Source organism: Myroides sp. LJL115 (assembly GCF_054871665.1).
Genome location: NZ_JBTXLS010000006.1, coordinates 52,147 through 71,353, shown reverse-complemented (window position 1 = coordinate 71,353; position 19,207 = coordinate 52,147). Strand labels below are relative to the sequence as shown.

The window sequence follows — 19,207 nt, the reverse complement described above, 5'->3', positions numbered from 1 at the left end:
ATTGTCCACAACAGAGCTATTAAAATTAAAAATAACAGTACATGAGTTTAATTGAAGATTTACAATGGAGATCGGCTACTAAAGCCTATGATCCAACAAAAAAAATCACTAAAGAAGATATAGATAAGATATTACAAGCTATCAACCTTGCCCCTAGCTCCTCTGGACTACAGCAATACCGCATCCTTGTTATTGAAGATCAAAAGACAAAAGATTTACTAACTCCTGGATCCTTAAACCCAGAGTGCATGAGAGACTGTTCTCATATTTTAGTATTTGCACCTTGGGATGGATATACAGATGAGAAAATTGATCAGGTATTTAACGCCTCTACTAAGGCAAAAGGACTAGAAGATGGACGATTTAATTCTTATACAGATCAGTTAAAGAAATTATTTAAAACTTGGACTAAGCAACAGCAAGTTGATCACGCTGCAAAACAAGCTTATATAGGTTTAGGTTTAGCACTTGCACAAGCAGCAGAGTTAAAAATTGATGCTACACCAGCAGAAGGTTTTGACAACAAAGTCATTGACCAGGTTTTACACCTAGAAGAAAAAGGGTTAAAAAGCGCTGTATTACTTTATTTAGGATATAAAAACCCAGAAAAAGATTGGAACTCCACTTTACCTAAGTTCCGAATTGGAGTTGACCAATTAGTGGAAGAACACCTTTAAGATTAAAAAAATTATAGAAATAATACCCCTAAATATCCCCCCTATAATGAAATAACCAAAGTATAGTATTATAAAAAAGGTCGAAAACTCAATAAAATCAATGGGTTACGATAAAAAAAGGTCGAAATGGATAAAAAATGAAATGTCCATTAATAGTCTTTAATGTCTAAATAAGTTCCATTTAGATGAATAATATTAATCGAAGTACTTCCTTATATAGTTACTAATAGTACATAACTTCAAAATACTGCATAAAAGGCCGTTAAATCAAGTGTTTAGCGGCCTTTTATTGTAATTATATATTATCATTAAACACTCTTTAAGTAGGTTCTTAAAAGTGTTTAAAGAGTAAATTAAAATATTTGATTTTACTAAAATAATAATATTGGGTCACCTCATGGGTCACCTCATGGGTCACCTCTCTAATGTAAAAAAACACTCTCAAACAGCCCCTATATAGTCACTTTTTAATTGATAACTAACTATAAAACGCTATTAACTACCCCTATAATTCACTAAGCACAACGAATAGTAAGCCCTAATAAATTGATTTAAAGTGCTTTAGCTAATTATGTAATCTAATAGAAGCTCTAACAAGTCCAATTGCGACTATTTGATTTAGATGAACATCTTTAGGCGCATGATGTTGGTTGTGGGAAACTATCTTAATATAATCTTCACCTAGATCACTAGGGTGAATAAACTTGATTGTCTTCATAGTAGTTGTTTCATCTATTCGAATAGCTAATAGATACATTTCACCAAAAAATATACTATTTCTCTCTACAGCAACAGATTTGTAAGCAACGAGATCCCCAGCTTTTAAAAGTGGATACATACTATCACCTGTAGCTGAAATAGCACCATCACAACTTGGTAACATACCCAATGATATGTAATCTATAATCTTCTCATCATCAGTACTACCATTTATAACAGGAATTAATCCCATTGTAGCTTCAAGATTAAAGACTGGAATTCGCTGTAACTCTATAACTGCATCCTTTGTTTTTCTATTTCCCGTTACTGGAGAGGCATCTAAGATTGAGGTTTTATTTTGTAACATAGATCCATTTCCTGTAAGAAGCCAATTAATGTCTATTTGTTCACATTTTGAAAACAATAGGTCGTAGTCTAATGAGTTTCTTTTATACCAATTTGATAAAGTAGACCTACTTATTCCTAAATAATCAGCTAATTCAATATCTGTATTGAAATTATTAACTTCCTTAAACCTACTAAGTATCAGTGATTTATCTATATTTGTTTTCATTTTGTGTATTTTTTACTTAAATAAACTTGTTGTTTTCAATTTGTATACTATATTTGCAACAGACAATTGAAACAAATAAGAATAGATACTAATATCTATTTATAATTATAAACAATAATTAAGGATATAAAGATATGAACAAAATTGAATTGCCTGCAACGTTTAAAAAGAAAATAGCATCTGATTTAAAAACCACCGTTCAAACAGTACATACTTCATTATGCTATTTCAACAACTCTCCTCTAGCCATGGACATTCGCAAGATGGCTAAAGAACTACTACTAGAAGAAGCGTCAAAAATTAAAATCGAAATACAATAGCTATGGTATTAACAACGAAAACAATTTACCACGTAGATCAAGATATTAATCTAACAGGTATAGAAAAAGTAACCACGCTATGTGGCGTGGTTATTAGAAGAAAGCTTTTATCAATTATTAAGTAGTTAGTTATGAAACAAAATATATTTCAAAGAAGACATTTAGTTACCATAGATATTTTAGGGTGTGAAAATATATATGAAGCTATTGAAGTATTTAATAGAAGTAGGTTCACTTATGTTCACCCTATAGATGGATCAACTCGTACTATATGCCGTAACATACCTAATGGGTTAAGGTTTTATGTATTTGACCTCTATATTCTGGAAGAGCTTAGTTTCATAAAGAAGTGTAAGACCTACCTGCGTAAATTCTTTACAACAGCATTTAGACAGAGAAGCGTTCACTCCAGTATTGTCATAATCGCAGACAACTGACATTTTTCTTTTATGAGTAGGATAAACTAAGCACTGAATAAGGTATTTAGCTATTGGTTTTGCATGAGCTAATTCACCTTCTAAATCAAAAGTAACCATATCACATATATTTTAAAATTAGAAACTCAAATATAGTGATTATCCTGGCAGGCAGGCACTCACGTTCGAGCCGTGAGCAGGAGCAAAAAGAGATATATTATGGCAATAACAAAAGAAACACCATTTGAATATCATGAGAAAAAATTAGGTGTAAAAATAAAGTTCTTAATTCATGATAGAGATTATCATGAGAGTTCTTTAAAACTAATATCATACAAGGCGCTAAATCAAAGAATGAAATCAGATACACAGTCTGAGCGTCAATTAAGAAGAGCTTCATTTGGATTTGATGCGTTAGTAGAGTTTGACTCACTGAACCAGGAATGGAGAGATCAATTGACCGTTACCTTCGGTAAGCCCAAAGAAGAAGTTAGAGAGTCTTTTTTTGCCAAGCATTATATAAGTGATCGTGCTGCATTTGATTTTTTTGCGAGTCACAGATATGGAGAAGATGGTAATCGTAAACTAGAACCTGATGTGATTGAACTATACACTTATAATGCAAGTGTCCTAAATGCAATACTTGAAGTTAGATCCAAAAGGAAGATATATGCTAGGTCATTAGGTATCACAGGTCAGTTTGATATATGGCAATCATTAAGTAATGATGTTAATGCATTTCAAGGCGTAAAACACGATTTACCTACAAAAAAAGACAGCTTAAGACATAAGGTTAATAGATACATCAAAGAAGGATATCAATCCATCATATCAGGTAAGTATGGATTAAGAAATGCCGCTTCAGTTGTGACTCCTGAACAATACGCAATAATTGAGGAGTTATTAAGTAAGCATCAGAATCTTAATAATGAGCAAATTGTAGATATATATAACATTATAGCAGTAAGTAAATCATATAAGACCATTGGTGCTGGAGTTGTAGCAAAAATACGCAAGGATGTTGATATGTATGTTTTTACAGGTAAAAGAGGAATAACTGAATTAATGCATCAAAAGCACATGCAGGTTAAAAGAAGTAAACCAAGTGCTAGTATGTTATTCTGGACAATGGATGGTTGGGATGCAGAGCTCTTGTATCAAAAGACAACTATAAATAGTTCAGGTAATTCAGTGACTACTTACCATAATAGGTTAACAGTTGTAATGGTATTAGATCCTTATAATGATTACATCATAGGTTATGCAATTGGACCAAGTGAAAGTCCTTCTTTGATACGCTCAGCTTTGAAAAATGCTATTAATCATACAGAAGAATTATTTGGCAACAAATACAAGCCATATCAGTTACAAACAGATAATTATCAAATAGCCAATTTAAGACCTACATATGAATCAACTGCTAGATACTTCACTCCAGCTAAAGTAAAAAACTCAAAAGCTAAACCAATTGAGCAGTTTTTTGACAAGTTTAATGAGAAGTATTTCCAAGCAAAGTTAGTTTCTAACTGGTCAGGACATAACGTTACAGCTAATAAAGAAAATCAAGTTAACTCTGATTACTTAAATAAGATTAGGCATCAGTTTCCTGATGAACAAGGATGTAGAGCGCAGCTGATTAATGCAATAGAATTAGATAGGTCGGAGAAGCTCACACAATACGTTGATAGTTTTAAGGAATTAGATAGTACTGCAAAAATAGAGATGACAATCAATCAATATCTAAGAACTTATGGTCAAACAACAGGATATACAAATAAGCTTAGAGGAGATGGGTTAACTCCTACTATTAATGGTAGAGAGTTAGCATACGATACTTTTGATTTAAGTTTTAGACAACATATGCATGAGGATTGGATGGTGTTTTATGATGAAGATGATACTTCCAAAATATTAGTTTCTAATGCTAAAAGCTCCAATGGAAAGTTAGTTGAAGAGATTGGAAAACTTGAGTTTGTTCTTGAAGAAAAATACATTCAACCAATGGCATTGTATGATCAAGAACAACAAGATGTTAATGAGAGACAAAAAGTATTTGACTTTAATAAAAACCTAAACAACCAGGTGTTACAGAGAAATACGGATAGATCACAAATACTAGATGACTTTTTCGATTCGAACCCACAATTAGACACTTTAAGAAAATTAATGATATCAGATTCAAATGGCCAACATAAGGATCAGAAATCAGCTGAAAGAATTGAAAATGCTGCAAAGAAACTTACATCTAAACAAGACAAGGTAGAAAAGAAGATTATAGATGTAGAATGGAAAAGTGAGCAAGATGAATATTTAAAAAATAAGGTAAACCTAAATAAATACGCAAACATATGATTACAATAGAGCAGAAAAACAGAATTAGTGAAGCGCTTAATAACTATATAGAGAAACATGAGATCAGTGCAAATGAAATAGTTAAGCGATCAGGTGTAAATGAAAGCTACATCTCTAGTATTCGAAATGGTGAAACTACAGTTGGTAAATCTGAAATTAAAGAGAAATGGTACTTAATAATTGCTGAGTTTATTGGATTTAAGTTAAGTAAGCAATATTGGGATATGCGAGAAACTCCACAATTATATAGAATGCTTGCAACTTTAGAGGACGCAAAAGAAAATGGCAGCACCAATATAGTTATCGGTGAGACAGGCTCAGGTAAGACTTATATATCAAATCTATTCTTAAAGGCTAACCCGATAGATACATTCAAAATAGTTGTTGGTTCTCTAGATACTATTGGAGATTTGCTAGATAAGATTATTGACACTTTAAAAATTGCGACTCCAAAGACAAAAAGTAAAAAGATTGGAGAGATTGCCAAGAAGTTAAAACAATTACGATTAGAAGGACTTAAGCCTCACCTAATATTTGATGAGTCTGAGTATATGAAGCAACCAGCATTATGTAGTATGAAGGAGTTATATGATGCTTTGAATGGAATCTGCGGTATAACCTTAATTGGTACAAATCAGCTATTAGATAATCTTGATAAGCTTCGAAAAAAGAACAGATCTGGTATACCTCAGTTTTATCGTAGAGTGAAGTTTGGAATTAGAGAACTGCCGAACATTGATAGGACCTTCTCTATTTTTCTTCAAAACATTAAAGATCGAGCTCTGATTAATTTCTTAAAACAGAACTGTGATAACTATGGAGAACTACATGATGTATTAGTTCCTGCAATGAAAGAAGCAGACAGAACTGGAGAGGAACTTACTGAGGACTTTGTAAGAAAAATACTAGGAATGCCAAAAATGATATAGAAATGTCTGATAAGAAATTGAAACGTGCATCTACTATATCAAATATTATATCCACCAAAATTGAAAGAATAAAATTCACAGGTAGATTTTATGATGTGTTTGGACATCCTCAAAGAAAAGGTAGGTGGTTTATATATGGTCCATCAGGTTCAGGTAAATCCTCATTTGTGATGCAACTCTTAAAAGAGTTTGCTAGAACTGAAAAAACATTGCTTGTTTCAAAAGAAGAAGGGTTAGATGATGAAAACCTACAATCAAGGGTTAAGACATTTCAAATGCAAGATGTTGCTTCTAATATCGCTATAGTAGAAGACAATTTAACGGAACTTGATAGACGACTTAGTAAACGAGGATCAGCACAGATAATATTTATTGACTCAGCGATGTATTTGTTTTCTTCTTATGAAGAATACCTTCAGTTCACTAGAAAATATGCAGACAAACTGTTTGTTGTCATCGGACATGGAAAAGGTATGCAACCAAGAACTGAATTTGAACATTCAATAAATTTTGATGCTACTCAAAAGGTTGTGGTAAGTGGATATGTAGCAACAAATAAGGGCAGAAAGTATGGCCCTCTATCAACCCAGTATATTGTTTGGCAAAAAGGATATGAAGATTTACACGGAGTAACTAACTCAAAAATGAACGATGATGAAGATACATAAGATACTAGATATGTCTACTGAAGAGTATAATCAGCTAAGAGTTGATTTTTATATAAAATGGGTGTCTAATAAATCAAAGTCAAATTTAGATTTACAGCAAAGACTTCAAAACAAATCGCTACAAAACTATTTTAAACACCATTTAAACCTGCTTGAAACTCAGTTTAAAAATGAAGTTGATTCATATATCAATCAAAAGCCAAAATTCATTTTCAACTATTACTTAATGGTAACAGATAAGTTATTCAATAACTACCCTTCAGCATTATTTAAAACTATAACTAATAAATGTACTCATTATGACAATTATGCAAATTAGTTTAAAAATAGAATCCTTAGAAAAGTGGCTTATTAATAATCAAGACCACCATGATTATCAAATAATATTAAAAGATAAAAACGAATTAGAAACTATATTAAAAGAATATGACAGTAGAGAAAAACGTAGTTAAAAGAGTATTACATCTAGATTCTCTAGTTCCATTCCTAGAGATCAGTGATCGTATAAACTGCCATAAGTTCATTATGAATAAGAGCCAGTATCTATCTCATAAAGTTAAAGAAGCAATGGAGTTTGTTATCACACACCAATGGAGACCTCCTTATTGTATGTATGGGCAAGATAGGGTCCTTTACTATCTCGTAGAAGATGCCAAAATACCTGCAAGCTTATATGTAGATCCAATCCAACAATTAGTAATAACACATTTAAAAAAATAGACATGCAACAAATAAAATTAACAGACTTAAGTCTATCGGAAATCAAAGAATTAGAGCGCCAATTATTAGAAAAACAAGTAAAAGAAGCTGAACAGAGAAAAAATAACATTGCTATACTAGCTGATTTAACAGAGGGGATTGTAGATACCCATATAGACAAATTTGTGAATATTCAATCACTTTCTAATGAAGCAATTGTTCATTTATTCAATGATGCAAATTCAATAATTGAATCGAGAGTCGAAACTTATGGAAATAAGAAAAGAGACCAGGATTCTCATACTTTTACCAAGAAAGATGGTTCTGCATCTATCAAAATAGGTTGGAATATTAAACCTTCTTTCGATGGAACTGAGTCTGAAGGGATAGTTAAGATTAAAGAATACATGAGTTCTTTAGCAAGTGATGATGAAAATGAACAAATAATGATGTCTTTTTTAAATACATTTTTAAAGACAGATGTTCAAGGAAATTATAACCCTAAGCTTGTACGTAAGCTAAATGAGAAAAGGGATGTTGCTAAATCATCCCTATTTAATGAGGGAATGGATATCATTGAAAATGCTATTGTAGATATTAGAACTAGCATGTATGCCCGTGGTTATAAAATGGTTGAGTTTGAACCAGGAATAGAAAAAAGAATGGAGTTTAGTTTTTCAATTAGATAATAGTAGGTATGACAGTTAGAGAATTGATAAAAAAGCTTAGTAAAGCAGAACAGGATAAAGAAGTTTATATAGAGGTTGATGAAAACAAATTAATCGAAGAAGTAGTAGGTGTATTTGAATGTAATCGAAATCATTGTGTAGTAATTTCCCCTAGCGATTGGGATACAAGAACATTTGAAACGATGCAAGTTGAGAAGTTATAAGTTATGGAGGCAACAAAAGAACAGAAGATAGCTATTCGTAAGAACTGTAAGTTCGATGTGAATATAAAAGAAGAGCTAGTCCAATGGGCTACTTCAGATAACAATAAGACAAGTCTAAATGACTTGTCTTTTGACCAAGCAAATAAAATACTTGAAGCTCAAGGTGTAGAAAGTATTAAAGCTAATGCCTATAATAATTGGGGGTACTTCGATAATAGCAACTCTAAACATAAGTATATATTAAGTTTATTAAGGCAGCTGGGTATGGTTACAGAGGTAAAAGGTAGAGATGTAGCTGATATTAATAAATTAGGTCAATGGCTTAAAAGTGATAGAAGTCCAGTTCAGAAGCCTTTGAAAAAAATGAATCAATTAGAGCTTAGTAGAGTAATATCAGCTTTAGAAAAAATGGTACAAAAGAAATGGAAGTAGTTCAAAATATATTACACTGTATCTCCTTCTCTATAGGGGGGGGCATTATCTTATTTATTATAGCGGTTCTAGTTATACGATGTATTCAAATTAGATTAGTAAATAAGAAAAATTGTAAGCATACAGGAGTGAAATATGGAGTAGTCTTGGAAAGAGCTTGTACCGTTGAACAGGTAATAGTTGTATGTGATCAATGCGGTAGTGTTATAAATAGAATAGTTGAGACATGAAGTTAGCTTTTAATTTACGATGTGAGAGGTATAGACTCGAATTATCACAAAAGGAACTCGCAGAAAAATTAGATATTACCCGTGTACGATATGCTAAATATGAAGAAGGGGCATCAGAACCTCCTTTATGGCTCTTAGTAAAGATCAGTGATTATCTAGGAGTAACTATAGATGATTTAGTAAAGGAAGATTTAAGAAAAAGGAATAAACAATCTTAATTATGGATATTAAACTAAAGATAAATAACGATACATTATGGGCCCTATCTAGATGGTTTTCTAATGTAGACAAACTAAAGGTAGAAGGTGGTTTATCAAAAGTATGGGTGACTATTGGATATGAGTTAACTGATAGGTTTGACAACATGTTTAAGAAGATATCTAGGCAGTCAGATCTGTTCAATGCAAAAAAGAATCATTCAGTAAAATTAAAATATTACCAGGCATATGCATTCAAAGAATTATTGCTTGTTATAATTCCATATGTAGAAACGGAGAACCACCTACATTTTACCCTTTTAAACAAAGTTGTTAATCAATTAGATCAAAAGTTATGCTAACAATATATAAGGTAAAAGGGTTAGATATTGGCCTTGAGTTTATATTTAAGTACGATTTGAATGGTGTCTTAGTAGCTTTCGAAAAGAATCAATTACTTAATGAAGCCCAAATCACATGGTTATATAGTTCACGTTTTCCAGAGACTGAGGATAGTTTAAAGAAGAACTGGGTACAAGACCTTAAAATGAGAAAGAAGTTTAAAGTTGAAAAAGCTCCTGCAGATTTGAGTTTTGAGGCTTTATGGGAAATGTATGGATATAAAGTTTCGAAACAAGATGCAATCAAAGCTTTCAATAAGCTTTCAGAAATTGACATTTTAAAGTGTTTTCAGGGGCTTAAGCCATACGAGGAGTATTTAGCTTCAAAGAAGATTGGTAAAGCTCATTTGAGCCGTTATATTAATGGTAGGTACTTCGAGAATGAGTATTAATTTATTAGTAAAAAGTTTGATTATGAGTAAAAATAATTTTGAAAGGTTAGCAAAAGAAATTGCTGATTGTAGTAAAACGTTAGATGGTAAAAAGAGAAATTTATCAAATTTAATGAAAGTAAATGACATCATGAATAAGCATCCTAGTTATAAAAGGATGAATATAAATAATAAAATTAAGCTTTGTATGACTATCTGTATTATTGTTAGCCAGTCACAAACAGCAGTAATTAGAAAAACAATGTGTAAAGATATAATCGGTCTAGATATGGCTTTAGAATAATAAAAAAGAGTTAGCTGCTTATGTGGTTAACTCTTTTTTGTTTTTATATCCTTGTCAAGGATTTAATGTTTATTTTTGAAAATTAACTTTAATTTTTTATTACATGAAGATATTACGTAAGGTAGAATACTCAAATAGAGGATCAATATTTAAAGGTTTTTTTCATCAATGGATCATTAAAAAAGATAAGGTAGGAAGTGATATTTCTTTCGGATTAATAGAAGATAATGAAGGATATCTAATAGAAGTTTCTTTCGATTTAATTAAATTTATTGATTAACTATGTTGTTAAATACAGATTCTTGCCTGTTTTACAGAAAATCTAAGTTAAATTACCATTACCTAGAGGAGATTTCTTTGATGATATCATATTATATGGTAATAGATTTTAATTATAACTCTCTACATGAAAATATTAAAAATAAAATTGAAGAAGAAGATTGTCTAGATCACTCAATAATACTAAGCTTTGCATGGAATATTATTGATTACGCTGATAAAGTTTATAGCTTACTTAATAAGATATCTGAAAGTTATTATAATCAAAAAACGGAATTTAATGCAGATACTAGGCCTATAAGGAATACTTTACATCATTTGGAAGAGAGAATAAAAGGATTACAAGAAATAGACGCAGTATACTTTGGTAGCTTAAGTTTTATACGACCAAATTCAGAAGGTGTGTTTATCGATAAGAAAGATCAAATAGCCGGTTCTTTAGTTATTTTGACTACTGGCTTTAGTTCAGGTAAACCATATCAATTTCAGCCAAAAATATTTAATAGCCCAGCTGATTATTATGAAAATTACAACATTATCAGTCTAACCTTAAGTACTATTAAGAGAAACAAAAATGATCATGAGCCAACATCAATTGACTTATATAGTTTGAGAAGAGAACTAGAAAAAATACTTTTTTTCATTGAGAAAAAACATTTAGAGCTAGATAGCTGTATTTTGGTTGAAAAACCAGAGAAAATAACCAGAGATATTACTATAGAAATACAAAGTAATTTATGAAAAAATTATTCTTAATCAGCTTAGCGCTATTCAGTATAAAATCTTATAGTCAAAAACTAATAAGAGATGAAATTTCTCGAATGTATAAGCTAGATACAATAGTAAATACTATTCAAGATAAACAGATTTTGTATAGTAATGCATTAGATTGGGTAGCGTCTAAAAATAGAGATGCAAACACAGAAATTTTAAGTAAGGATGAGTCGCGTGGAGAAATCCTTTTTAGTGCTAAATCGGAAAGCTATGTAGTTGTAGAAGAAATAAGGAAAAAGAAAATTTACAATAGACATGAAGTAGTGGCTGTTTATTTTATTGGAAAAATAATAGTAAAAGATGGGAAATATAGACTTATTTTTAGTGATCTTGAAAAGAGCTTCTTAACTTCTATAAGAATACCTCTAGTTCCATCAATGCTCGATAATGTTGATTCAGGCTCTATTGAAGCTTTTAATGATTTAAAAATGTATCAAGAAAGCTTTATAAAATCTATGCATAAGCAATCTGATAGTGATTTTTAATAACAAACCCCGACTTGTTTGACATGTCGGGGTTTGTTATTTTTGTGCTATGAGTAATATGTTAGTACATAATGTGAAGAAGGGCCGAAATGAGGGTCTAATACAGAGGCGAAACCAACAATTGGTTGCTCGCTTCTACTTCTATTCTACTCTTAATCATCTTAAATTCTCTAGAGTGTTAGAACTGCTAGAGTCAGAGTTTTTTATATCACAGTCAAGAATAGCAGATTTACTTGCCCAGCAATCAGATCAAATTACAGCTATCGAATTAAAATCCATTACTGTAAATGACCTAAGAGATACTTATCCTTCTATGAACTGGCAGTATAATCATGGTAAGATGTCTCAAAGGTCAGGACAGATATCTTTAAACCTTTTCTAATACTAGACGGTTGAACGCTCTTTCGACTAAAAGAATAAAAACTTTCATCATTGTATCCCTGTAGTTTTTCATATACTTTATCTTGAAGACGCAAATAATCAAGTGATTTTTCTCTAACTCCAATTGGAGCCAATGAATTAGTTTCTCCTAAAGCGTTTGTTATTACTTTTATAGTAAATAATGCCTTTACTGATTGTATGTCTGAATGTATATCACTACAATCTGGTAATGATATATCAATAAGACAAGCGGGATAAATTAATGGTGGAACCTCTTCATTAAGTTGTCCCATATCTAGATCAATATATTCTATGCCTACATGTGATAGGAGCTCCTGAAGTTTTAAATATAATTTTTCCATTGTTATTTGAATATTTTTCTTAGTTCAGCGATTGCTACTCGTCTAAGTCTTGCTTTTAAATAAGGTGAATCCTTTTCATCTCCTATAAATTGTCTTTTAGGAATATTTTGATTAATTGTTCTACTATGTTCTTTAATATCAATTGTTTTTCCTTGAACCTTCCTTTTGTAAGATCTAACTTTTTGATTAACTGAGCCCTTGAATCCATAGTTATGAACCTTAGCATAAGGTATATCAGGACCACCAGCTCCTACAAATACGCGGTTTTCTATTAGCCTTGTGATTCGTATGGATCTTTTAAGTTTTCCTGTTTTAACTAACAATGCTCTATCTGTATCACTTTTCATCCCCCATTTAGTTGGATTCTTTCTTTTTGGCCATACTTCTTGACTATCTCCACTCCAGGCTTCTTGTTCAAAACTATTCAAAGAGAAATTAACAACTTCATTACCTATTATTTCAGGTAAGGATCTCAAAGTACTAGCAAGTCGATTTTGAATTTTAGCAAACTGATCTGCTGATTTTTTTGCCATTTAAATATTTTTTAAAAGATGTTTAAATAATTTGTATATTTGTACCACAGAGGGACAGGGTAAGGCCTCCCATTGTGCCGAAGCATTCTAATTAATTTTAGAGTGCTTTTTTTATATGTAGAAGTAATTTCCATCTACCACAATAATAATTGCTTTAAAACGATATTTGGTTTGTCCTTGATACATCCGTATACCTTGTATTACTCTACTTTTAGAATAATTAGATGTAATAGGGAAATGAATAATAGCTACTTCTGCTTTTTTAGCTTCACTATGCTGGAATGCTCTTTTAATAGTGTTTTTTCCTTCACCTAAAATACTACTAATGTCAAAAGTCTGTTCATTTAGTATTCCATCAACTTTCTTTCCTGGCACATCAGAGCTTTCATCTGTCAGTATAATTCTATTGCCTTTCTCATAAAGAATATTTTGAATCTCTTTTTCATAATGACCTGTTCTAGGATCAAACGTGTGCCCTTTATGAATAGCTTTTACTCCATTGGAAGTACTCAACTCTACATCGTAATACTCAGGAGTATTGTACTTGTCATATTCATTTTGTGCTTTATAAAAAGAATCTGAAAGCAGTAATACTTCTTTAGGTGTATTTGATATATAACTATTCTCAGCAGTAAATACTTGTCCTGTTACTCCTACATTGTTTCTAAACTCTTCAGGTATATCAGGCAAATCATACTTTGCAGTAGGTACACCATAACGCAACTTTTTAATTGTAGTTCTACAATTAAAATGATTAGGAGGCCAGTAATACATAAGTGATGGATCATCAACATTAAATATCACATCAGCAAGTGACTCACAAGTATCTGACGTGCGACCATCTTTAACCACAATCATCTGCACAAAGGGAAATATATCCTTTGTACGCTGTAAATCTTGCCATATACGAGACATCTGAGCAGAAGCAACTATAGTGTCATATTCCGTTTTTAAATACTTTATAGAGTCTCCCACAACCTTTTGAGCTTCATGTTTAAAGTCATTCCATGAACGTAAAGATCCATCAGAATTTAATAATAGATTATTTAACTTGATGTTATCGTTGTAGTTCTTAGCTATAGAGAAATCCCATGTATTCTTCTTCAATGTCTCTCGAAGTACATAATCAGGGGAATTAAAATCAATCTGTCCGAACTCGGTATCAATTGCTTTAGAGAACTCCTTTCCTTGTGCCTGAACAACAGGCTTAGAGATATAATCTTTTTCAACTCCCTTTGCCTTATATACCCCTGTTACGACATCCATCCACTGAGCTGCTAATTTATCAGCCCAATCAGGTTCCTTAGCAGATAGGGTATGCGAATGTGTACAAGTATTACTGTATTTCTCATTAAGAGCTTTCCAATCAAGCTCCTCGTATAGTTTGAGTTCTATCGAGGAGCTCGCTGAAAAAAATCAACCACTTTTCTCCAAAAACTATAGTTTATCTTTTTAGAACTAAGGGTTTGTTTATTCGTTTTTTTCGAAGTTTTGGATATTTCTTCTGTATCAGTTTCTTGCTCTTCTTTTTCAATAAGAACTTTAGGAGCTTTTTCCTTTTTAAGACTACCTTTAGGAAGTCCAAAATTTTCATACCAATACTTTTCATCTATACCATATTCAGTTCTATTGTCAACTTCAATAGCAATTTCTAGTTGTTCTTTTTTTGATAGAGCTTTTTCTTTTTCAGGAAACGAGAACCAGCCACCTTCCACAGGGTACCCTCTTTTTGCTAATCTTGGTAATAATTCAAAATTTAAGATTCTTTGAATAAATCTTCTATCTGCTTTATTTATTTCATTCTCTACATCGGCATGAACTTTCCCTTGAGAATAGGATGAACCATCAAGGGTTGTCATTGTTTGCCCAACAATACCAATTAGTATCTGTTCATCACATCTCTTTAAGAAACGGTCATGTATATCTACATTTCCTGACTGTGAGTTTCCAATTGTTTTGATGTCTGATTCTTTACTCATAACAACTGAGCCTCCAGAACCACGATTTGCAAAGGCATTTTCCATTTCTTGACGACCCGCCTCGTCGTTTGGGTCGTATAACCCTGCAAGCATTGGTATTCCAAATAACTCACAAAATTGAGCGTAGTCTGCTCCTCCATTTCTTTTAAAAATAGCATGTGGGGCAGTGTTTAGAAATATACCTAAATCGTTATCCTTTCCTAGATTTAAGATGAAATCATTTTGCTCAGCGTAACTAACACCATTAGTATCGTATTGATTAACTAGTATTTGTTTTGTTTCAGTGTTTAGATGCCTTCTATCGATAGACGTAATTTTAAAACCTGTTGAGAAGTCAAGCTCAATGATTGACTTGCCATAGAACTTAGTCTTCATACACTCTTCTAATAGTTCTTCAAATGCTGGCGTGTCGATTAAGTCCATGATGGGCTCAATCTCTTTACCATTTTTTTGAAATACAATATCACTATTAGTGATTGCTCGAATCCTTTTACCCACTGCATCTGAAAGAACTGTATCAATTAATAGGTTATCATATAATTCGATTAGATTTGCTCTTCTGCCTCTGTCTGCCTGTTGCATTGCGCTTTTCCATCGATCAATACCAGTAATATTCCTTTGAGGGGGTTTTACTATTAATGTTTGACTTATTTTTAAACTTTTACCGTATAGTTTGTTCCTTTTATTCTTTAATGTACGTGCCATAATTAGTAATGATTAGTTCGTTTGGGATTTGAATTCCAAGAAAAAGAACTTGATCTATCTTCAGGTTCTTCAATTCTAGGTAATTTGGTAGGCATTCCTTTATATACTGCAGTTAACCAGGATACAGATTCTTCGTATCTAAATTTCTTGTCATTATAGTCAATCGAAGGATTACATAAACCAATAAGCTCCCAAAGAGCAATATCCTTAACAGTTTTAAGAACTAAGGGATTTCGCTTGTTTCCTATTTCTGAAAATATCTTATCTGTATCATATTGCTTCATCAGTTTACTTGAGACAAATTCAATAGCAATATCAATGGATGCTAATGCTATTGTTTCATCTCCACGGATTATTGCATTTATTTCCTCGCTTCTTGCATGAGTTTTAAACTCATCAATAGATAAATATTCTTTATACATTTTAATATCGTTTTTGGTTCTGTACTGGTTTGTAAATCTTAGGAGGTCCTGCACTTTGTTTTGCTTTGTTATTAGCACTCCAAACACCACCTTCGACACCATCAGGGGCATCATCATGAGCTCTTGATTTAGGTGATAAGGCTAGAAATTGAAATTCCGTTTCTTTCATCCCATCAGTGTCTTTAATGGCTTCGTTAAATATTAGCTTGCCATTTCGGTTTAAAGGCTCTAGGTTTGCTTCTATTCGATAGTATTTCTCTGGTTTTTTACGGTCGTCTGCTTTTAATGCTAGAGTGATGCCATGTCTTTTATTAGCTAGTTTAATTTCTTGTTTTAACATGTCATCGATCCATGGCCATTCAATAATAAAATACACAGGAACTCTATCGTTTACATAGTTTAGAATATCGTATTGCCAATCTAGCATTTGTGCAGTGCTAACGTGTCCACAATACATTCTTAAAACATGATATTCATCTTTCCATTTACCAATTAGTGCTGTAGCTTTAGTATCTCCATTTTTCTTGTAACTTGGATCTGTATATGCGATTAACCATTTATAGTCTTTGATCGGTCGCATTTTACCATACCTTAATTTTTCAAACACCTTACCCATAGTTATTGGGTTATTATAGTATTCCTTTTGGGCACTTTCTTTAGATATTTTGGAAAGAACCCTGTCAATCATTTCTTCAGTATTTTTTGTGGGCCAACTACTTTTCCCATCCTTATCCCTGATGTTAACTATTTCAAAGAAGTCAGCTACTTCCATAGCTTTTTTAATACAGCAGTTTTCTGCTATTATGTTTCCATTGAAAATAACTAACATTGGATTAGAAATAGACCTGGTACCATACACGGCTTGTTCAAACCACTTCCATTTATTATCAATCAAATCAGGGTTGCGACATTCCTCATCTGTATCAAAGTCATCCATAATAATAGAGTCAGGTCTTAACTCTTCCTCCCTTGCACCACGTGGGGCTTGTCCTGCACCTACAGCAATAAACCTTGAACCCATTTTTGTTGTAAAATCGCTTGATGTCCAACTACCATAAGATACCTGGTCACCGTAATCATTTCTTAGCCTAGGGTTTTTTTCAAAAGCCAATTTATAAGGTTTTAATAATCTCTCAGCTGCATCTTTAGTTGCGGAAATCATGAACGTGAATCGCTTTTTACCTGTGCAATGCAGATATAGCATCTCAAGCATTGTTCGTCCACTTTTAGACATCTCCCTAGACCAAGGACGTACTTCGTACCATTCAGGATTACCTATAACTCTTTTGGTTGATTTCTTATGGAATGGCATTGGTTCAGCAGTGCAATACTTTTCGAAATAGTATTTAAACCACTCTTCAGGGTCAGCTTCAAGGCGATTAATACGCTTTCTTTTTTCTTCTTCAGGTTCAGATGAGTCTACAACTTCTGTATTTTGTAAAGACTTGTAATATTCGGTCCAGAAGTCTAGTGCGACCTTATCTTCTCTTGACTGCATTCTAGTTACTGGTATCATCCTCTAAGTTTTTCTTTAATAAAGTGATCAACATAACCTGCTAACAGCTTAGTATCATCAATATCTTGCCTTCTTACAAAGTCTAAGAACTGTGTAAGTGAATTGATAATCTCTGGAAGCATTGCTTTTGTTTCAAGGTCTTTGATATCCTTAACTAACTGCCGACGAACCTGAGCTTCTTTGTGATCTGCGAAACGTGCTCCTTCTTTCTTGTTCTTAATTGATTCGTTTATCTCTGCGAGTTCATCCATTAGGTTGATCATCTGTTCTTCTCTAGTAAGAAGAATATTTCTTTTAAGCTTTCTCCAAGCTTCTTGATCTATCCATCTAGAAATTGTGCGTTCAGAGACTCCAACGCGATCAGCAATTTCCTTTTGGGAATCGATGTTTTCTTTGATGTACAACAGCTTTGCATGTTCCTTTTTTTTCTCCTGTTCCTCTTTTGTCATTCTTGCCATACTCTCTTATTTTTTTACAAAAGTGCTGTAATAAGTAGGTGTGTGAAAGCTGATAAAGTATGATACCCCAATATTCAGAGTATGATACCCTTGGATTTAGGGTATCATAGATTGCCAACTTTTGAGAGTGTTTTTTTCGCTAAATATTTGCATCAACAAACAAGGGAAAAGACAAAAGAGATGAGCAAGCCGTATGTCTTAAATGACGAGAATAAAATAAATAATTATGGGTTTAAAATCCTTAATACAGGAATATCCCTAGAAAGATTCATGGGTAATCCTATTTGCTTAAATGATCATAAGAATAATACAAAAGATGTATTAGGGCTTTGGAAGGACTTAAAATTCAAAGGACACCTGTTCACAGGTACTCCTGAATTTGACACTCAAGATAAAGATGGGTTAGAGGTAATCCGAAAGATTAACGCTGGAGTTATTGTAGGAACCTCGATGGGATTCGACTTTAGAGATGAAGACTTTGTCCTGATAGATGGGGAATTAGTCTTGATTAAATGTGAATTAAAGGAGATTAGTTTCGTAGCAGTTCCATCCAATGCTAATACAATAATATTGTACGATCAAAAAGGAATAGCACTGAGTAAAGAACAAATAAATGAGTTGTGTTTATCTGCACAAAATAGAACCATAAATAAACCACAAGTAATGAAGGAAGTAATTAAACACCTACAATTAAGTGATAGCGCGTCCGAAACAGATGTCTTAGGCGCAGTAAAAGATTTAGAGTTAAAACTAACAGCTAAAGGACAAGAAGTAATTGCCTTAAAATCAGCAAACGAAAAATTAGTTCAAGAGAAAGAGCTTCAACTTAAGGCTGAGTTCGATCAAGAGATTGAATCCGCAGTCAAGGATGGTAGACTTGATGAACAAGGACGTAAACCAATTGAGGAAATGGTAGCTACTTCAGGGTTTGCCCAAGGTACAAAGTTATTAAAGGCATTACCAAAACGTAAGAACATTGCTGATAAGCTAGAGACAAAACAAGCTACATTATCCTCATTTGATAAAATGAGTTGGAGTGAATTGGATAAAGGAGGGTATTTAATGACTCTTAAATCAGATCACCCAGAGTATTTTAAAGAGCGTTTTAAAATGCATTTTGGAAAAGAACCTAATCAATAATTAAATACAATA

General features: G+C 32.4%; 26 protein-coding genes. 19 read left to right on the top strand and 7 right to left on the bottom strand.

Translation table 11 applies throughout. From position 1 onward, the window contains the following. The first annotated feature begins 41 nt into the window (after positions 1-41). Positions 42-677, top strand: a complete 636-nt coding sequence (locus ACYSNX_RS02875; protein WP_461753182.1) for a nitroreductase family protein — start codon at positions 42-44, stop codon at positions 675-677. Positions 678-1,242: 565 nt separating this feature from the next. Here the strand turns inward: ACYSNX_RS02875 and ACYSNX_RS02870 are convergent. Then, a complete protein-coding gene (locus ACYSNX_RS02870; protein ID WP_461753181.1) occupies positions 1,243-1,950 on the bottom strand; it encodes a helix-turn-helix domain-containing protein in 708 nt (235 codons plus the stop codon). Between the two features lie 134 nt (positions 1,951-2,084). Between ACYSNX_RS02870 and ACYSNX_RS02865 the strand changes: the two genes are divergently transcribed. From ACYSNX_RS02865 to ACYSNX_RS02785, 17 genes are all read left to right on the top strand, one after another. Next, entirely contained in the window at positions 2,085-2,270 is a 186-nt protein-coding gene (locus ACYSNX_RS02865; RefSeq protein WP_461753180.1) for a hypothetical protein, read from the top strand. Between the two features lie 635 nt (positions 2,271-2,905). Further along, a complete protein-coding gene (locus ACYSNX_RS02860) occupies positions 2,906-5,038 on the top strand; it encodes a hypothetical protein (RefSeq protein ID WP_461753179.1) in 2,133 nt (710 codons plus the stop codon). After that, the gene (locus ACYSNX_RS02855; protein WP_461753178.1) at positions 5,035-5,967 is read left to right on the top strand and encodes an AAA family ATPase; all 933 of its coding nucleotides are present in this window, start codon (positions 5,035-5,037) and stop codon (positions 5,965-5,967) included. The genes ACYSNX_RS02860 and ACYSNX_RS02855 overlap by 4 nt, the downstream gene beginning before the upstream one ends. A gap of 2 nt (positions 5,968-5,969) precedes the next feature. Continuing rightward, entirely contained in the window at positions 5,970-6,635 is a 666-nt protein-coding gene (locus ACYSNX_RS02850) for an AAA family ATPase (protein ID WP_461753177.1), read from the top strand. Beyond that, positions 6,619-6,954: a hypothetical protein gene (locus tag ACYSNX_RS02845; RefSeq protein WP_461753176.1), complete on the top strand. Its 336-nt coding sequence runs from the start codon at positions 6,619-6,621 to the stop codon at positions 6,952-6,954. The genes ACYSNX_RS02850 and ACYSNX_RS02845 overlap by 17 nt, the downstream gene beginning before the upstream one ends. A gap of 107 nt (positions 6,955-7,061) precedes the next feature. Continuing rightward, positions 7,062-7,355 carry a hypothetical protein gene (locus ACYSNX_RS02840; RefSeq protein WP_461753175.1) on the top strand — a complete coding sequence of 98 codons (294 nt, stop codon included), beginning with the start codon at positions 7,062-7,064 and terminating at the stop codon, positions 7,353-7,355. 2 nt (positions 7,356-7,357) lie between these two features. After that, positions 7,358-8,023, top strand: a complete 666-nt coding sequence (locus ACYSNX_RS02835) for a hypothetical protein (RefSeq protein WP_461753174.1) — start codon at positions 7,358-7,360, stop codon at positions 8,021-8,023. Between the two features lie 8 nt (positions 8,024-8,031). Continuing rightward, on the top strand, positions 8,032-8,226 hold the full coding sequence (locus tag ACYSNX_RS02830) for a hypothetical protein (RefSeq protein ID WP_461753173.1): 195 nt from the start codon (positions 8,032-8,034) through the stop codon (positions 8,224-8,226). A gap of 3 nt (positions 8,227-8,229) precedes the next feature. Continuing rightward, positions 8,230-8,658 (top strand): hypothetical protein, encoded by a 429-nt coding sequence (locus ACYSNX_RS02825; protein ID WP_461753172.1) that lies wholly within the window; start codon positions 8,230-8,232, stop codon positions 8,656-8,658. Between the two features lie 226 nt (positions 8,659-8,884). Next, positions 8,885-9,106 (top strand): helix-turn-helix transcriptional regulator, encoded by a 222-nt coding sequence (locus ACYSNX_RS02820; RefSeq protein ID WP_461753171.1) that lies wholly within the window; start codon positions 8,885-8,887, stop codon positions 9,104-9,106. A 2-nt stretch (positions 9,107-9,108) separates the two neighbouring features. Further along, entirely contained in the window at positions 9,109-9,447 is a 339-nt protein-coding gene (locus ACYSNX_RS02815; protein ID WP_461753170.1) for a hypothetical protein, read from the top strand. Next, positions 9,441-9,878 (top strand): hypothetical protein, encoded by a 438-nt coding sequence (locus ACYSNX_RS02810; RefSeq protein WP_461753169.1) that lies wholly within the window; start codon positions 9,441-9,443, stop codon positions 9,876-9,878. Before ACYSNX_RS02815 ends, ACYSNX_RS02810 begins: the two co-directional genes overlap by 7 nt. A 22-nt stretch (positions 9,879-9,900) precedes the next feature. After that, a complete protein-coding gene (locus tag ACYSNX_RS02805) occupies positions 9,901-10,161 on the top strand; it encodes a hypothetical protein (RefSeq protein WP_461753168.1) in 261 nt (86 codons plus the stop codon). 103 nt (positions 10,162-10,264) lie between these two features. Beyond that, a complete protein-coding gene (locus tag ACYSNX_RS02800) occupies positions 10,265-10,441 on the top strand; it encodes a hypothetical protein (protein ID WP_461753167.1) in 177 nt (58 codons plus the stop codon). Positions 10,442-10,443: 2 nt separating this feature from the next. Further along, complete coding sequence (locus ACYSNX_RS02795) at positions 10,444-11,181, top strand: hypothetical protein (RefSeq protein ID WP_461753166.1); 738 nt, start codon at positions 10,444-10,446, stop codon at positions 11,179-11,181. Beyond that, the gene (locus ACYSNX_RS02790; protein WP_461753165.1) at positions 11,178-11,699 is read left to right on the top strand and encodes a DUF4468 domain-containing protein; all 522 of its coding nucleotides are present in this window, start codon (positions 11,178-11,180) and stop codon (positions 11,697-11,699) included. Before ACYSNX_RS02795 ends, ACYSNX_RS02790 begins: the two co-directional genes overlap by 4 nt. 49 nt (positions 11,700-11,748) lie before the next feature. Continuing rightward, entirely contained in the window at positions 11,749-12,081 is a 333-nt protein-coding gene (locus ACYSNX_RS02785) for a hypothetical protein (RefSeq protein WP_461753164.1), read from the top strand. A 363-nt stretch (positions 12,082-12,444) separates the two neighbouring features. On the opposite strand, the gene ACYSNX_RS02780 is transcribed toward ACYSNX_RS02785, so the two are convergent. From ACYSNX_RS02780 to ACYSNX_RS02755, 6 genes are all read right to left on the bottom strand, one after another. Further along, a complete protein-coding gene (locus ACYSNX_RS02780; RefSeq protein ID WP_461753163.1) occupies positions 12,445-12,975 on the bottom strand; it encodes a phage virion morphogenesis protein in 531 nt (176 codons plus the stop codon). 111 nt (positions 12,976-13,086) lie between these two features. After that, complete coding sequence (locus tag ACYSNX_RS02775; RefSeq protein WP_461753162.1) at positions 13,087-14,241, bottom strand: minor capsid protein; 1,155 nt, start codon at positions 14,239-14,241, stop codon at positions 13,087-13,089. A gap of 125 nt (positions 14,242-14,366) precedes the next feature. Next, positions 14,367-15,659 carry a phage portal protein family protein gene (locus ACYSNX_RS02770; protein ID WP_461753161.1) on the bottom strand — a complete coding sequence of 431 codons (1,293 nt, stop codon included), beginning with the start codon at positions 15,657-15,659 and terminating at the stop codon, positions 14,367-14,369. A 2-nt stretch (positions 15,660-15,661) separates the two neighbouring features. Next, positions 15,662-16,135, bottom strand: a complete 474-nt coding sequence (locus tag ACYSNX_RS02765; protein WP_461753160.1) for a hypothetical protein — start codon at positions 16,133-16,135, stop codon at positions 15,662-15,664. Beyond that, on the bottom strand, positions 16,083-17,597 hold the full coding sequence (locus ACYSNX_RS02760) for a hypothetical protein (RefSeq protein WP_461753159.1): 1,515 nt from the start codon (positions 17,595-17,597) through the stop codon (positions 16,083-16,085). Before ACYSNX_RS02760 ends, ACYSNX_RS02765 begins: the two co-directional genes overlap by 53 nt. Then, positions 17,594-18,055, bottom strand: a complete 462-nt coding sequence (locus ACYSNX_RS02755; RefSeq protein WP_461753158.1) for a helix-turn-helix domain-containing protein — start codon at positions 18,053-18,055, stop codon at positions 17,594-17,596. Before ACYSNX_RS02755 ends, ACYSNX_RS02760 begins: the two co-directional genes overlap by 4 nt. Positions 18,056-18,235: 180 nt before the next feature. On the opposite strand from ACYSNX_RS02755, the gene ACYSNX_RS02750 reads away from it, so the two are divergent. Next, complete coding sequence (locus tag ACYSNX_RS02750) at positions 18,236-19,195, top strand: HK97 family phage prohead protease (protein ID WP_461753157.1); 960 nt, start codon at positions 18,236-18,238, stop codon at positions 19,193-19,195. The last annotated feature ends 12 nt before the right edge of the window (positions 19,196-19,207 follow it).

Excerpts from the sequence above, each read along its gene's own strand:
- ACYSNX_RS02840 (WP_461753175.1), top strand. The coding sequence starts at position 7,062 with ATGACAGTAGAGAAAAACGTAGTTAAAAGAGTATTACATCTAGATTCT.
- ACYSNX_RS02795 (WP_461753166.1), top strand. The coding sequence starts at position 10,444 with ATGTTGTTAAATACAGATTCTTGCCTGTTTTACAGAAAATCTAAGTTA.
- ACYSNX_RS02790 (WP_461753165.1), top strand. The coding sequence starts at position 11,178 with ATGAAAAAATTATTCTTAATCAGCTTAGCGCTATTCAGTATAAAATCT.
- ACYSNX_RS02860 (WP_461753179.1), top strand. The coding sequence starts at position 2,906 with ATGGCAATAACAAAAGAAACACCATTTGAATATCATGAGAAAAAATTA.
- ACYSNX_RS02855 (WP_461753178.1), top strand. The coding sequence starts at position 5,035 with ATGATTACAATAGAGCAGAAAAACAGAATTAGTGAAGCGCTTAATAAC.
- ACYSNX_RS02865 (WP_461753180.1), top strand. The coding sequence starts at position 2,085 with ATGAACAAAATTGAATTGCCTGCAACGTTTAAAAAGAAAATAGCATCT.
- ACYSNX_RS02875 (WP_461753182.1), top strand. The coding sequence starts at position 42 with ATGAGTTTAATTGAAGATTTACAATGGAGATCGGCTACTAAAGCCTAT.
- ACYSNX_RS02775 (WP_461753162.1), bottom strand. The coding sequence starts at position 14,241 with ATGGATGTCGTAACAGGGGTATATAAGGCAAAGGGAGTTGAAAAAGAT.
- ACYSNX_RS02780 (WP_461753163.1), bottom strand. The coding sequence starts at position 12,975 with ATGGCAAAAAAATCAGCAGATCAGTTTGCTAAAATTCAAAATCGACTT.
- ACYSNX_RS02750 (WP_461753157.1), top strand. The coding sequence starts at position 18,236 with ATGAGCAAGCCGTATGTCTTAAATGACGAGAATAAAATAAATAATTAT.
- ACYSNX_RS02825 (WP_461753172.1), top strand. The coding sequence starts at position 8,230 with ATGGAGGCAACAAAAGAACAGAAGATAGCTATTCGTAAGAACTGTAAG.
- ACYSNX_RS02760 (WP_461753159.1), bottom strand. The coding sequence starts at position 17,597 with ATGATACCAGTAACTAGAATGCAGTCAAGAGAAGATAAGGTCGCACTA.
- ACYSNX_RS02830 (WP_461753173.1), top strand. The coding sequence starts at position 8,032 with ATGACAGTTAGAGAATTGATAAAAAAGCTTAGTAAAGCAGAACAGGAT.
- ACYSNX_RS02785 (WP_461753164.1), top strand. The coding sequence starts at position 11,749 with ATGAGTAATATGTTAGTACATAATGTGAAGAAGGGCCGAAATGAGGGT.
- ACYSNX_RS02815 (WP_461753170.1), top strand. The coding sequence starts at position 9,109 with ATGGATATTAAACTAAAGATAAATAACGATACATTATGGGCCCTATCT.
- ACYSNX_RS02770 (WP_461753161.1), bottom strand. The coding sequence starts at position 15,659 with ATGGCACGTACATTAAAGAATAAAAGGAACAAACTATACGGTAAAAGT.
- ACYSNX_RS02850 (WP_461753177.1), top strand. The coding sequence starts at position 5,970 with ATGTCTGATAAGAAATTGAAACGTGCATCTACTATATCAAATATTATA.
- ACYSNX_RS02755 (WP_461753158.1), bottom strand. The coding sequence starts at position 18,055 with ATGGCAAGAATGACAAAAGAGGAACAGGAGAAAAAAAAGGAACATGCA.
- ACYSNX_RS02805 (WP_461753168.1), top strand. The coding sequence starts at position 9,901 with ATGAGTAAAAATAATTTTGAAAGGTTAGCAAAAGAAATTGCTGATTGT.
- ACYSNX_RS02800 (WP_461753167.1), top strand. The coding sequence starts at position 10,265 with ATGAAGATATTACGTAAGGTAGAATACTCAAATAGAGGATCAATATTT.
- ACYSNX_RS02845 (WP_461753176.1), top strand. The coding sequence starts at position 6,619 with ATGATGAAGATACATAAGATACTAGATATGTCTACTGAAGAGTATAAT.
- ACYSNX_RS02870 (WP_461753181.1), bottom strand. The coding sequence starts at position 1,950 with ATGAAAACAAATATAGATAAATCACTGATACTTAGTAGGTTTAAGGAA.
- ACYSNX_RS02835 (WP_461753174.1), top strand. The coding sequence starts at position 7,358 with ATGCAACAAATAAAATTAACAGACTTAAGTCTATCGGAAATCAAAGAA.
- ACYSNX_RS02810 (WP_461753169.1), top strand. The coding sequence starts at position 9,441 with ATGCTAACAATATATAAGGTAAAAGGGTTAGATATTGGCCTTGAGTTT.
- ACYSNX_RS02820 (WP_461753171.1), top strand. The coding sequence starts at position 8,885 with ATGAAGTTAGCTTTTAATTTACGATGTGAGAGGTATAGACTCGAATTA.